The sequence below is a fragment of the Micromonospora sp. BS32 genome, assembly GCF_059089345.1.
In genome coordinates this window covers 159,903-172,924 of the sequence record NZ_JBSSHR010000006.1, presented here as the reverse complement: position 1 = coordinate 172,924, position 13,022 = coordinate 159,903, and the positions used below count along the sequence as shown (strand labels likewise).

Annotated in this window: 10 protein-coding genes; all 10 read left to right on the top strand. The window is 74.7% G+C overall.

Translation table 11 applies throughout. The features are described 5' to 3' along the window. Positions 1–15 precede the first annotated feature (15 nt). The 10 genes from AC5RWQ_RS12310 to AC5RWQ_RS12265 all read left to right on the top strand — a co-directional run bounded on the left by AC5RWQ_RS12310 (position 16) and on the right by AC5RWQ_RS12265 (position 12,976). Positions 16–1,224: a Gfo/Idh/MocA family protein gene (locus AC5RWQ_RS12310; RefSeq protein ID WP_494282866.1), complete on the top strand. Its 1,209-nt coding sequence runs from the start codon at positions 16–18 to the stop codon at positions 1,222–1,224. Between the two features lie 419 nt (positions 1,225–1,643). Next, positions 1,644–2,792 (top strand): inositol-3-phosphate synthase, encoded by a 1,149-nt coding sequence (locus AC5RWQ_RS12305; RefSeq protein WP_494282865.1) that lies wholly within the window; start codon positions 1,644–1,646, stop codon positions 2,790–2,792. Beyond that, positions 2,789–3,637 carry an SCO3242 family prenyltransferase gene (locus tag AC5RWQ_RS12300; RefSeq protein ID WP_494282864.1) on the top strand — a complete coding sequence of 283 codons (849 nt, stop codon included), beginning with the start codon at positions 2,789–2,791 and terminating at the stop codon, positions 3,635–3,637. Before AC5RWQ_RS12305 ends, AC5RWQ_RS12300 begins: the two co-directional genes overlap by 4 nt. Further along, on the top strand, positions 3,634–4,581 hold the full coding sequence (locus tag AC5RWQ_RS12295) for a sugar phosphate isomerase/epimerase family protein (protein ID WP_494282863.1): 948 nt from the start codon (positions 3,634–3,636) through the stop codon (positions 4,579–4,581). The genes AC5RWQ_RS12300 and AC5RWQ_RS12295 overlap by 4 nt, the downstream gene beginning before the upstream one ends. A gap of 60 nt (positions 4,582–4,641) precedes the next feature. Further along, on the top strand, positions 4,642–5,241 hold the full coding sequence (locus AC5RWQ_RS12290; protein WP_494282862.1) for an EboA domain-containing protein: 600 nt from the start codon (positions 4,642–4,644) through the stop codon (positions 5,239–5,241). Next, positions 5,242–6,093, top strand: a complete 852-nt coding sequence (locus AC5RWQ_RS12285) for a TatD family hydrolase (protein WP_334492337.1) — start codon at positions 5,242–5,244, stop codon at positions 6,091–6,093. Next, complete coding sequence (gene eboE / locus AC5RWQ_RS12280) at positions 6,093–7,283, top strand: metabolite traffic protein EboE (RefSeq protein ID WP_494282861.1); 1,191 nt, start codon at positions 6,093–6,095, stop codon at positions 7,281–7,283. The genes AC5RWQ_RS12285 and eboE overlap by 1 nt, the downstream gene beginning before the upstream one ends. Then, complete coding sequence (locus AC5RWQ_RS12275) at positions 7,280–8,686, top strand: alkaline phosphatase family protein (protein ID WP_494282860.1); 1,407 nt, start codon at positions 7,280–7,282, stop codon at positions 8,684–8,686. The genes eboE and AC5RWQ_RS12275 overlap by 4 nt, the downstream gene beginning before the upstream one ends. Next, positions 8,683–9,750, top strand: coding sequence for a polyprenyl synthetase family protein (locus AC5RWQ_RS12270; RefSeq protein ID WP_494282859.1), 1,068 nt, complete (start codon positions 8,683–8,685; stop codon positions 9,748–9,750). Before AC5RWQ_RS12275 ends, AC5RWQ_RS12270 begins: the two co-directional genes overlap by 4 nt. 367 nt (positions 9,751–10,117) lie before the next feature. Further along, the gene (locus AC5RWQ_RS12265) at positions 10,118–12,976 is read left to right on the top strand and encodes a PQQ-dependent sugar dehydrogenase (RefSeq protein ID WP_494282858.1); all 2,859 of its coding nucleotides are present in this window, start codon (positions 10,118–10,120) and stop codon (positions 12,974–12,976) included. The last annotated feature ends 46 nt before the right edge of the window (positions 12,977–13,022 follow it).

Genomic DNA, 13,022 nt, shown 5'->3' with positions numbered 1-13,022 from the left:
GGGGGGAGACCCACCTTGTCCACTCACCACAGCGAACTGCGGGTCGGCATGGTCGGCTACGCGTTCATGGGCGCCGCGCACTCGCAGGCCTGGCGGACCGTGAACCGGGTGTACGACCTGCCGGCGCGGGCCCGGATGGCGATGATCTGCGGCCGGGACGCGCAGAAGGTGGCCGACGCGGCCGACCGGCTCGGCTGGGACGCGTACACCACGGACTGGCGGGCCCTGGTCGCCTCCGACGAGATCGACGTGGTCGACATCTGCACGCCGGGGGACAGCCACGCCGAGATCGCGCTCGCCGCGCTGGCCGCCGGCAAGCACGTGCTCTGCGAGAAGCCGCTGGCCAACACGGTGTCCGAGGCGCGGGCGATGACCGCCGCCGCGGCCACCGCCCGGGCCGCCGGGGTCCGGTCGATGTGCGGGTTCAACTACCGCCGGGTGCCCGCGGTCGCCCTGATGCGGCAGCTCGTCGCCGAGGGGCGGCTCGGGGTGATCCGGCACGTCCGGGCGGCGTACCTGCAGGATTGGATCGTCGACCCGCAGTTCCCGCTGGTCTGGCGGTTGCAGAGGGACAAGGCGGGGTCCGGGGCGCTCGGCGACATCGGGGCGCACATCATCGACCTGACCCAGTACGTCACCGGCCAGCGGATCACCGGGGTCAGCGCGGTCACCGAGACCTTCGTGAAGGAACGGCCGTTGCCGGCCGGTGCGAGCGGCCTCACCGCCCAGGCCGACGGCAACGGTACGGGGACCGGCCCGGTCACCGTGGACGACGCCGCCGTCTTCGTCGCCCGGCTGGAGGACGGGCCGCTGGCCACGTACGAGGCGAGCCGGTTCGCCACCGGCCGCAAGAACGCCCTCCGGGTGGAGATCAACGGTTCGCTCGGCACCGTGGTCTTCGACCTGGAACGCCTCAACGAACTGGAGTTCTACGACGCCACCCGGCCCGCCGCCGAGCAGGGCTTCACCCGGATCCTGGTGACCGAGGCGGAGCACCCGTACATGTCGGCGTGGTGGCCGCCGGGCCACATCATCGGCTACGAGCACTCCTTCACCCACCAGATGCGCGACTTCGTCGAGGCGGTCGCCACCGGCGCCGACCCGACGCCGTCCTTCGCCGACGCGTTGCAGGTCCAGCTGGTGCTGGACGCGGTGACCCGGTCGGCGGAGCTGGGCTCCCGGTGGACCGAGGTGGAGCCGGCCCTGGCCGCGCTCGCCGTCTGACAGGCCACCTCCCGCCGCCGACCGGCGAGGGACCGGCCGCGGTTGCGCCCCGCGGCCGGGACGGGGTCGGCGTCGGGAGGGCGTGCGGCCGGGCCGTCACGACCCGGTGGCGCACGCGTACGACGGTCGTCCGGTGCGGCCGGACCGGGATTCCCCGGTCGCGCCGGAGGACCGTGACCAGCCGAGGTGACCGGGTGACCGGTCGCCGACCGAACGTCCGATCGCGGGCGCGCCGCCGCCGGTCGGATGCGGGGGAGGCAGGGCCGAGACGCCCACCGACCCTGCCTGCCAGCCCCGTCCGTCCACTGTGGTCGGTAGGTCGGTCCGGCGTCGGCGCCGCCGACGCCGGCGCCGGCGCCGGGCCCGGCGTCAACCCGGGCACCGGGGCGGACGGGGCCAACCCCATCGAAAGGAGCACCATGCGTACGGGTGTCTGGCTGGTGGGAGCGCGCGGCTCGGTCGCGACCACCGGCATCGTCGGAGCGCTCGCCCTGCGGGCCGGGCTGACCGGCCCGACCGGCTGCGTCACCGAGCTGCCCGCGCTGCGCGGTCCCGCGCTGCCGGCTTTCGCCGACCTCGTCCTCGGTGGCCACGACGTGGCCGCCACCCCGCTCACCAAGCGGGCCGAGACGCTGGCCGACGCGGGAGTGCTGCCCGCCCGGCTGGCCGTCGCGCTCGCCGCCGACCTCGCCGCCGTCGAGGAGGACCTGCGTCCCGCCCCCACCGGCGGCAGCCAGGCCGACCGGGCCGCCACCGTCATCGCCGACCTCACCGCCTTCCGGGCCCGGCACCGGCTGGACCGGGTGGTGGTGGTCAACGTCTCCGCCACCGAACCGGCCGCCCGCCCGCACCCCGGGCACGCCGACCCGGCGGCCCTGGCCGCCGCGCTCGCCGGCCCCGACGAGGTGCTGCCGCCCAGCTCGCTCTACGCGTACGCGGCGCTCGAGGCGGCCTGCCCGTACGTCGACTTCACCCCGTCAACCGGGCTGCGGCTGCCCGCGCTGGCGGCACTCGCGGTCGCGCGCGGCCTGCCGTACGCCGGGCACGACGGCAAGACCGGGGAGACCCTGGTCAAGTCGGTGCTCGCCCCGATGTTCGCGATGCGGCACCTGGCCGTGCGCTCCTGGTCCGGGGTGAACCTGCTCGGCGGCGGCGACGGCGCCACCCTCGCCGACCCGGCCGCCAACGCGGCGAAGGTGAGCAGCAAGCAGCGGGTGCTCGGCGAGACGCTCGGCTACCTGCCGCAGGGCGGCACCCGGATCGAGTACGTCGAGGAGCTGGGCGACTTCAAGACCGCCTGGGATCTGATCACCTTCGCCGGCTTCCTCGGCACCGGGATGCGGATGGAGTTCACCTGGCACGGCTGCGACTCCGCGCTGGCCGCGCCGCTCGTGCTGGACCTGGCCCGGCTCACCGCCGCCGCACACGCCGCCGGCGCGGTGGGTCCCCTGACCGACCTGGCGTTCTTCTTCAAGGACCCGCTCGGCGCGCCCACCCACTCGCTCGGCGAGCAGTGGCAGCGGCTGGTCGACTTCACCACCCGGCTGCACGCTCAGGTGGCGCCGTGAGCACTTTCGCCGATTTGGCCGAGCTGGTCCGGGCGCCGGCCGCGCTCTCCGTACCGGGGGACGTGGTCGCCGGCGCCGCCGCGGCCCGGGCGCTCGGTCCGCGTACCGCCGGCCTGGCCGGCGCCTCGGTGCTGCTCTACTGGGCCGGGATGGCCGCCAACGACTGGGCCGACCGCCGGCTCGACGCGGTCGAACGGCCGGAGCGGCCAATTCCCAGCGGTCGGGTGACCTCGGCCGCCGCGGTCGGCCTCGCCGCCGGGCTCACCGCCGCCGGCCTGGGCCTGGCCGCCGCCGCGGGCGGTCGCCGCGCCACCGCCGTCGCGCTGCCGCTCGCCGCCACCATCTGGGGGTACGACCTGGTCGCGAAGAACACCGCCGTCGGGCCGGCCGTGATGGCCGCCTGCCGGGGGCTGGACGTGCTGCTCGGCGCCAGCGGCGGCCGGCTGGCCCGGGCGGTGCCCGCCGCGCTCACCGTCGCCGCGCACACCTGGACGGTCACCGCGCTCTCCCGCCGCGAGGTCACCGGGGCCGATGCCGCGCTGCCTCGGCGTACCCTCGCCGGCACCGCCCTGGTCGCGCTCGCCGCCGCCGCGTCCCGCCCGGCCGCCGTGCTGCCGGTCGCGCTCGCCGGCGCGTACGTCGCCCGGTACGGCGGCGCGCAGGCCCGGGTGGTCGCCGACCCATCCGCCGGCCGGGTCCGGGCGGCCGTCGGTGCGGGGATCACCGGCCTCCCCGCGTTGCAGGGGGCGCTCACCGCGCGGGCCGGCGCCGGGCTGCTCGGCCTGGCCGTCGCCGCGGCCGCGCCGCTGGGTCGCCGGCTGGCCCGGAAGGTCTCGCCGACATGACCGCCCCGCTCCGCTTCGGCTACGGCACCAACGGCTTCGCCAACCACCGGCTGGACGACGCCCTCGCCGTCATCGCCGAGCTGGGCTACCGGGGCGTCGCGCTCACCCTCGACCACGACCATCTCGACCCGTACGCGCCCGGGCTGGCCCGAAGGGTAGCCGAGGTCGCCCGCCGGCTCGACTCCCTCGGGCTCGCCGTGGTGGTCGAGACCGGCGCCCGCTACCTGCTCGACCCCTGGCGTAAGCACGCACCCACGCTGCTGCACGACGACCCGTCCCGGCGGATCGACTTCCTGACCCGGGCCGTCCGGATCGGCGCGGACCTCGGCGCGGAGGCGGTCAGCTACTGGGCCGGCGTCCGCCCCGACGGCGTCCCGCCCACGACCGCCTGGGACCGGCTGGTCGCCGGCTGCGCGACGGTGGTCGACGCCGCCGACCGGGCCGGCGTGCCGCTCGGCTTCGAGCCGGAGCCGGGGATGCTGGTCGAGGACATCGCCGGCTGGTGGCGGCTGCGCCGCGCGCTCGGTGAGCCGACGCGCTTCGGTATCACCCTCGACATCGGACACTGCCGCTGCCTGGAGCCCCGGCCGGTGCCGGACTGCGTCCACGAGGTGGCCGCGCATCTGGTCAACGTGCAGATCGACGACATGCGCCGGGGCGTGCACGAGCACCTGGAGTTCGGCACCGGCGAGATCGATTTCCCGCCGGTGCTGCGCGCCCTCGCCGACGCCGGCTACCGGGGACTGGTCGCGGTGGAGCTGCCCCGGCACTCGCACGCCGCGCCCACCGTCGCCGCCCGGTCGCTGGACTTCCTGCGCGCCGCCGGACCGAGCACGGACCACCCGGACGCGCCCTTTGCTCTGCTGCCGCGGACGCAACGCCGGACGTCCGATATCCGGACACCGGCTGTTGCCGGGGGTGAAGCAGAGCAAAGGACGGGGTGAGGCACCCGCCCGGTGCGCGACGGGCGGCCAGAGAGCAGCAGCACGAGGGAGGAGAGACGGATGACACCGGATCGACTGCGGGCCGCGCTGGAGGGCGTACCCGATCCCGACTGGCTGGACACGGCGCTGCGCCGGGTCGCGGTCGAGCCCACGACGATCGCGCTGTCCTTCCCGGCCGCCGGCCGGCGCTGCGGCCGGGGCGCGCTGCCCGGCGCGCCCGACTGGACCGCCGACGAGGCGGCCCGGGCGCTGCTGCTCGCCGCGCTCCCCGCCGACCACGCGACCCACGCCGAGGCGCTCTACCGGCACGGTGACGCCGCCGAACGGCGGGCGGTGCTCAAGGCGCTGCCGCTGCTGCCGATCGGCGCGGCCGGGTTGCCGCTGCTGCACGACGCGATCCGCACCAACGACACCCGGCTCGTCGCCGCGGCGCTCGGCCCGTACGCCCGGCACCTGGACGACGCCGCATGGCGGCAGGCGGTGCTCAAGTGCGTGTTCGTCGGCGTCCCGCTGGCCGCCGTGACCGACCTGGACACCCGCGCCGACGGCGAGCTTGCGGCGATGCTCGCCGCGCTCGCCGCGGAACGGCACGCCGCCGGCCGGCAACTGCCCGCCGACGCCACCGACCTGCTCGACCGGCTCACCGTCAGGGAGGCGTGAATGCGCATCTTCGACCCGCACATCCACATGACGTCGCGGACCACCGACGACTACGAGCGGATGGCCGCTGCCGGTGTCCGCGCGGTGGTCGAACCCGCGTTCTGGCTCGGCCAGCCGCGCACCAGCGCCGCCTCCTTCGCCGACTACTTCGATTCGCTGATCGGCTGGGAGCCGTTCCGGGCCGGGCAGTTCGGCGTCCGGCACCACGCCACGGTGGCGCTGAACCCGAAGGAGGCCAACGACCCGCGCTGCCGTCCGGTGCTCGACCTGCTGCCCCGCTACCTCGACAAGGACGCGGTGGTGGCGGTCGGCGAGATCGGCTACGACTCGATGACCCCCGAGGAGGACGCGGCCTTCGCCGCCCAGCTCGCCCTGGCCGTCGCGCACGACCTGCCGGCGCTGGTGCACACCCCGCACCGGGACAAGGCGCGCGGCGTCGAGCGCAGCCTCGCCGTGGTCGCCGAGTCCGGCATCGAGCCCGGGCGGGTGGTGCTCGACCACCTCAACGAGGTGACCGTGAAGCTGGTCCGGGACACCGGCTGCTGGCTGGGCTTCTCCATCTACCCGGACACCAAGATGTCGCCGCCGCGGATGGTGGAGCTGCTCAAGGCGTACGGGACCGAGCGGATGCTGGTCAACTCCGCCGCCGACTGGGGGCGGTCCGACCCGCTGCTCACCCGGGCCACCGGGGAGGCGATGCTGCTGGCCGGCTTCACCGACGACGACGTCGACCGGGTGCTCTGGCGCAACCCGGTGGAGTTCTACGGCCAGTCCGGCAAGCTCGACCCGACCGACCTGGACCCTCAGGTCGGCACGTTCGAGGGCAACTCGATCCTGCGCGGCGGCAGCTGATGCGCCTCATCCACGCCGACGGCAGCACCGTCCATCTCGGATACTGCACCAACGTGCACCCCGCCGAGGACCTCGTCGGCGTCCTCGCCCAACTGGACACCCACGCCGTACCGGTCCGGGAGGCGCTGGGCGTCGACCGGCTCGGGCTCGGGCTGTGGCTGGCCGCGCCGGCCGCCGCCGCGCTGGCCGCCGACCCGGCCGCCCGCCGCCGGCTGCGGGCCGCGCTGGACGGGCGGGGCCTGGAGGTGGTCACCCTCAACGGCTTCCCGTACGCGGCCTTCCAGGCGCCGGTGGTCAAGGGCGCGGTGTACCAGCCGGACTGGACCACCGACGCCCGGCTGGACCACACCCTGCACCTGGCCCGGATCCTGGCCGACCTGCTCCCCGACGACGCGGCCCGGGGATCGGTCTCCACCCTCCCACTGGCCTGGCGCCAGCCCTGGGACGCGGCCCGCGCCGACGCCGCCCGGCACCGGCTGGACCGGCTCGCGGCCGGGCTCGCCGCCGTCGAGCGGGACACCGGCCGGTGCGTCCGGGTCGGCTTCGAGCCGGAACCGGGCTGCGTGGTGGAGAGCAGCGCGCAGGCCGCCACGCTGCTGGCCGGCGTCGACACCGGACGGCTCGGCGTCTGCCTGGACCTGGCCCACCTCGCCTGTGCCTGGGAGGAGCCGGCCGAGGCGCTGGCCCGGCTGGCCGCCGCCGGCATCCCGGTGGTCAAGGTGCAGGTCTCCGCCGCCCTGGAGGCGGCCGACCCGGTCGGGGCGGCCGACACGTTGGGCCGCTGGGTCGAGCCGCGCTTCCTGCACCAGACCCGGGCCGCCGGCTGCGCGGGGGCGGTGGATCCGGCCGGCCCCGGGTACGCCGCCGACGACCTGGACGCCGCGCTGGCCGCCGGGCTGCCCGGCCCCTGGCGGGTGCACTACCACGTACCGCTGCACGCCCCACCCGAGCCGCCGCTGACCTCGACCGTGCCGGTGCTGCGCGCCGCGCTGGCCGCGCTCTTCGCCGGGTCGGCCGCCGGCTGCGACCACCTCGACGTCGAGACGTACACCTGGGGGGTGCTGCCGGCGGCGCGACGGCCGCGCACCGACGCGGAGCTGGCCGCGGGGATCGCCGCGGAGCTGGCCTTCGCCCGCGACGAGCTGGTCGCCCTCGGCCTGACCGCCGAGCGAAGCGAGGTGCCGGCATGAGCAGGCGGCTGGTGGTGCTGGACGTGGTCGGGCTGACCCCGCGACTGCTGGCGCACATGCCCCGGCTGCGCGCGGTCGCCGAGGGCGGGTTCACCGCCGAGCTGGGCACGGTGCTGCCCGCGGTGACCTGCTCGGCGCAGGCGACCCTGCTGACCGGCGAGCCGCCGTCCGGGCACGGGATCGTCGGCAACGGGTGGTACTTCCGCGACCTGGGCGAGGTGCTGCTGTGGCGGCAGCACCACGCGCTGGTCGGCGGGGAGAAGCTCTGGCAGGCGGCCCGCCGGGTCGAGCCGGGTTACACGGTGGCCAACGTCTGCTGGTGGTACGCGATGGGCGCGGACGTCGACTGGACGGTCACCCCGCGCCCGGTCTACCACGCCGACGGGCGAAAGGAACCGGACTGCTGGACGGACCCGCCGGAGCTGCACGACACGCTCACCGCCGCGCTGGGCACCTTCCCGCTCTTCACCTACTGGGGGCCGGGCACCGGACTGCCGTCGTCGCGGTGGATCTGTCGGGCGGCGGAGCGGATCCTCGCCGACCACGCCCCGGACCTGACCCTGGTCTACGTCCCGCATCTGGACTACGACCTGCAACGTTTCGGCCCGTCCTCGCCCCGGGCCGCCGCCGCGGCGGCCGAGCTGGACGCGGTGCTCGCCCCGCTGCTGGACGCGGCGCGGGCCCGCGACGCCACGGTGGTGGTGCTCTCGGAGTACGGCATCACCGACGTGTCCCGGCCGGTGGACGTCAACCGGCTGCTGCGCGCCGAGGGGCTGCTGCGGGTCTACACCCAGGCCGGGATGGAGTACCTGGACCCGTGGACGTCGCGGGCCTTCGCGGTCGCCGACCACCAGATCGCCCACGTGTACGTCCGCGACCCGGCGGACGTGCCGGCGGTGGCGAAGCTCTGCGCCGGCCTGCCCGGGGTGGCCGAGGTACTGGACGCCGACGGCAAGGCGGCGGCCGGGCTGGACCATCCGCGCGCCGGCGAGCTGGTGCTGCTGGCCGAGCCCGACGCCTGGTTCACCTACTACTACTGGCTCGACGACGACCGCGCCCCGGACTTCGCCCGGCTCGTGGACATTCACCGGAAGCCGGGTTACGACCCCGCCGAGCTCTTCTTCGACCCGGCGGCGCCGGGGGCGGCGAAGCGCCGGGCGGCGGTCGCGCTGGCCCGCAAGAAGCTCGGCCTGCGCTACCTGATGAGCGTGGTCGGGTTGGACGCCGGCGCCCGCGCGATTCGCGGCTCGCACGGCCGGCTCCCCGCCGACCCGGCGGACGCCCCGGTGCTGCTCTGCTCCGATCCGGCCGCCGCCCGGGACCGGTTCGCCGCCACCGAGGTCAAGGCGCTGCTGCTGGAGCTGGCGGGACTGAAGCCGGGTGGCCGGGGGGCGGAGCGGTGACCCTCGCCGCGGCGCCCGCCGACGCCAGCGGCCTGCGGGAGCGGTTCGACGCCGAGCTGGTGGCCTTCCTCGACCGGCAGGGCCCGGACTGGCCGGACGGCGCGCCGCGCGGGGTCTTCGCCGCGCTGCACCGGTTCGTACTGACCGGTGGGAAGCGGCTGCGCCCGCTCTTCTGTTACTGGGGCTGGCGGGGCGCCGGCGGCGCGGACGGCCGGCCGATCGTGGTCGCGGCGGCGGCGCTGGAGCTGTTCCACGCGTTCGCGCTGATCCACGACGACATCCTCGACGGCAGCGACCGCCGCCGGGGGGAACCCTCGGTGCACCGGCTCTTCGCCGACCGGCACGCCCGGTCCGCCTGGCGGGGCGACCCGGAGGCGTACGGGCGGAACACCGCGCTGCTCTGCGGGGACCTCTGCGCCGCCTGGTCGGACCAGATGTTCCACGAATGCGGGCTGAGCACCGCGCAGGTGTGCCGGGGTTACGCGGTCTTCGCCCGGATGCGGACCGAGGTGATCGCGGGGGAGTACCTGGACCTGGTCTCCGGCGTGGGCGACGGCTCGGTGGCCAGCGCGCTGACGGTGATCCGGATGAAGGCGGCCCGGTACACCGTGACCCGCCCGTTGCAGATCGGCGCCGCGCTGGCCGGTGCGGAGCCGGAGCTGGTGTCCGCGCTGGCCGACTTCGGCGATCCGCTGGGGGACGCCTTCCAGCTCCGCGACGACGTGCTGGGCGTCTTCGGCGACCCGGTGGTGACCGGCAAGTCCACCCTGGACGACCTGCGCGAGGGCAAGCCGACGGTGATGATGGCGCTGGCCCGGGCCGGCGCGGACCGGGCTCAGGGCGCCCTGCTGCGCGAGTTGCACGGCAATCCCGCACTGGACGCCGCTGGCGCGGCGGAGCTGCGCGCGATCATCGAGTCGACCGGGGCCCGGGACGAGATCGAGCGGCTGATCCGGGTGCGCGCCGACGCGGCCCGGGCCGCCCTGGAGCGGGTCCGGTTGGTCGAGCCGGCCAGGGCCGCGCTGGGCGCCCTGGCCGACCAGGCCGTCGACCGCCGCCGCTGACCGGTGGACCCGGGTTCTCGGGCGTGTCGCCCGCTGCGTCATATCGCTCATGCCGGAATCCGCCGCCGCGCCGCGACACGCCGCGCAACTTTCGACTGGATGAGCGAAAGTTCGGGTTGCTTGGGCAGAAGGTATGGACAAGGATATCGATCCCCCTTAATGTTCGTGCCATCACGAACATGTTTCGTCGAGGTGAACCGGCGGCGCGGTAACCCATCGACTGGTGACCATCCCGTGGCCCACGCTGCGGTCCGTGGTCACGGCCGGCCGGCACGGCACCCGGCAGGCCTGCCGCACCCCCGTACACGGCACCGGCGCGACGGCGCGCGCCCGCCTGGCAGTCGCTCGTCAGGAAGGGACAGCAAGCATGTCCATCGAGGACACCACACCCCACCGCCCCCGACGATGGTTCACCGCCGTATCCGCACTGCTCCTGATCGGCGCGGCCGGCACGGTCAACCTGGCGGCCGGCCCCACCGCCCTCGGCGGTCCGGCCCCCGTCGCCGCCCACCCCATCACCGCCAGCGACTTCCAGCAGGTCGAGCTGGCCCGCGGCGTCGCCGAGACCGGCGAGCCGATGTCCCTCGCGGTGCTGCCCGACCGCTCCGTCCTGCACACCGCCCGCAACGGCACGCTGCGCCGCACCGACGCCGCCGGCACCACCACGGTGATCGGCACCCTCTCCGTCTACAACCACGACGAGGAGGGCCTCCAAGGCGTCGGGGTCGACCCGAACTTCGCCAGCAACCGGCAGATCTACCTCTACTACGCCCCGCCGCTGGCCACGCCCGGCGGGGACGCGCCCGCCACCGGCACCGACTTCTCCGCCTGGCAGGGCGTCAACCGGCTCTCCCGGTTCAACCTCAACGCCGACTTCACCGTCAACCAGGCCAGCCGGGTCGACGTGCTGGACGTCCCGGCCGACCGGGGCATCTGCTGCCACGTCGGCGGGGACATCGACTTCGACGCCGCCGGCAACCTCTACCTCTCCACCGGCGACGACACCAACCCGTTCGACTCCGCCGGCTACGCGCCGATCGACGAACGGACCAACCGCAACCCGGCGTACGACGCGCAGCGCAGCGCCGCCAACACCAACGACCTGCGCGGCAAGATCCTGCGCATCAAGGTCAACGCCGACGGGTCGTACTCGATCCCCTCGGGCAACCTGTTCCCGGTCGGTACCGCGAAGGCCCGCCCGGAGATCTACGCGATGGGCTTCCGCAACCCGTTCCGGATGAGCGTCGACAAGGCCACCGGCATCGTCTACGTCGGCGACTACGGGCCGGACGCCGGCAGCAGCTCCAGCCGCGGGCCCAGCGGCCAGGTCGAGTTCGACCGGGTCACCGCCCCCGGCAACTACGGCTGGCCGTACTGCACCGGCACCAACACCGCCGCCGAGACGTACGCCGAATGGGACTTCGCCGCCGGCACCGCCGGCGCCAAGTTCAACTGCGCCGGCGGCCCCACCAACAACTCGTTCCGCAACACCGGGCAGAGCACCCTGCCGGCGGCGAAGGCCGCCTGGATCCGGTACGGCGGCGACGCCGGCACCCCCACCGAGTTCGGCGGCGGCTCCGAGTCGCCGATGGCCGGCCCGGTCTACCGCTACAACGCCTCCTCGGCCTCCACCACGAAGTTCCCGCAGTCCTTTGACGGGCAGTTCTTCGCCACCGAGTTCGGCCGCGGCTGGATCAAGCCGATCCACCTCAACGCCGACGGCACGCCGGGCACCATCGACGCCTTCCCGTGGACCGGCAAGCAGGTGATGGACTCGGCGTTCGGACCGGACGGGGCGTACTACGTGCTCGACTACGGCACCGGCTACTTCAACGGCGACGCCAACTCGGCGCTGTACCGCTTCGACTACATCGGCTCCGGCAACCGGGCCCCGGTCGCCCGGGCCAGCGCCGACCGGACCTCCGGCGCGGCGCCGTTGACGGTGAACTTCTCCTCGGCCGGGTCGTCGGACCCGGAGGGCGGCGCGCTGACCTATTCGTGGGCGTTCGGTGACGGCACCACCTCGACGGCCGCGAACCCCGCGCACACCTACACCGCGAACGGCAGCTACACCGCCACCCTCACGGTGAAGGACCCGCAGAACGCCACCGGCAACGCCAGCGTGGTGATCACCGTCGGCAACACCGCGCCGACGGTCACCGTGAACAACCCCGGCAACGGCCAGCTCTTCTCCTACGGCGACACGGTGCCGTTCCGGATCACCGTCACCGACCCGGAGGACGGCACGATCGACTGCACGAAGGTCAAGATGACCTACGTGCTCGGCCACGACCAGCACGGTCACCAGATCACCTCGGCCAGCGGCTGCACCGGCTCGATCAGCATCCCGGTCGACGGCGAGCACGACGACGCGGCGAACATCTTCGCGATCTTCGACGCCGAGTACACCGACACCGGCGGACTCACCACGCACACCCAGCACACTCTGCAGCCCCGGCACCGGCAGGCCGAGCACTTCAAGACCTCGTCCGGCATCAACACGTTCGCCAAGACCACCGCCGAGGGCGGCAAGACCGTCGGCGACATCAGCAACGGCGACTGGATCGCGTTCGAGCCGTACCAGCTCGGCAGCGTCACCTCGTTCAGCGCCCGGGTCTCCTCGGCCGGGGCCGGCGGCACCCTCCAGGTACGGGCCGGCTCGCCCACCGGCACGGTGCTCGGCTCCGTCACCGTCCCGGTCACCGGCGCCTGGGACTCGTTCACCACCGTCACCGGCGCGATCTCCGGCGCCCCGGCCGGCACCACCACGCTCTACCTGACCTTCGCCGGTGGCACCGGGGCGCTCTACGACGTCGACTCGTTCACCTTCACCACGGCCGCCGTGCGCACCGGGCCGATAGTCGGGCTCGCCGGCAAGTGCCTCGACGTGCGGGGCGCGGCCACCGCCGACGGCACCCAGATCCAGCTCTACACCTGCAACGGCACCGCCGCGCAGAGCTGGACGGTCACCCCGAACTCGACGGTCAAGGCGCTCGGCATGTGCCTGGACGTCTCCGGCGGCGGCTCCGCCGACGGCACGAAGATCCAGCTCTGGACCTGCAACGGCACCGGCGCGCAGAACTGGTCCGCGCAGGCCGACGGGTCGGTACGCAACCCGCAGTCCGGCAAGTGCCTGGACGTCTCCGGCAACAACTCCGCCGACAGCACCCCGGTCCACCTGTGGACCTGCACCGGCGCCGCCAACCAGAAGTGGACCCTGCCGTAACCGAGTGAACGCGCGGGGGCCCGGCGCTCGGGCCCCCGCCCACCCG

Coding starts and splice junctions, on each gene's coding strand:
- AC5RWQ_RS12305 (WP_494282865.1), top strand. CDS start 1,644: ATGCGTACGGGTGTCTGGCTGGTGGGAGCGCGCGGCTCGGTCGCGACC.
- AC5RWQ_RS12295 (WP_494282863.1), top strand. CDS start 3,634: ATGACCGCCCCGCTCCGCTTCGGCTACGGCACCAACGGCTTCGCCAAC.
- AC5RWQ_RS12290 (WP_494282862.1), top strand. CDS start 4,642: ATGACACCGGATCGACTGCGGGCCGCGCTGGAGGGCGTACCCGATCCC.
- AC5RWQ_RS12285 (WP_334492337.1), top strand. CDS start 5,242: ATGCGCATCTTCGACCCGCACATCCACATGACGTCGCGGACCACCGAC.
- eboE (WP_494282861.1), top strand. CDS start 6,093: ATGCGCCTCATCCACGCCGACGGCAGCACCGTCCATCTCGGATACTGC.
- AC5RWQ_RS12275 (WP_494282860.1), top strand. CDS start 7,280: ATGAGCAGGCGGCTGGTGGTGCTGGACGTGGTCGGGCTGACCCCGCGA.
- AC5RWQ_RS12265 (WP_494282858.1), top strand. CDS start 10,118: ATGTCCATCGAGGACACCACACCCCACCGCCCCCGACGATGGTTCACC.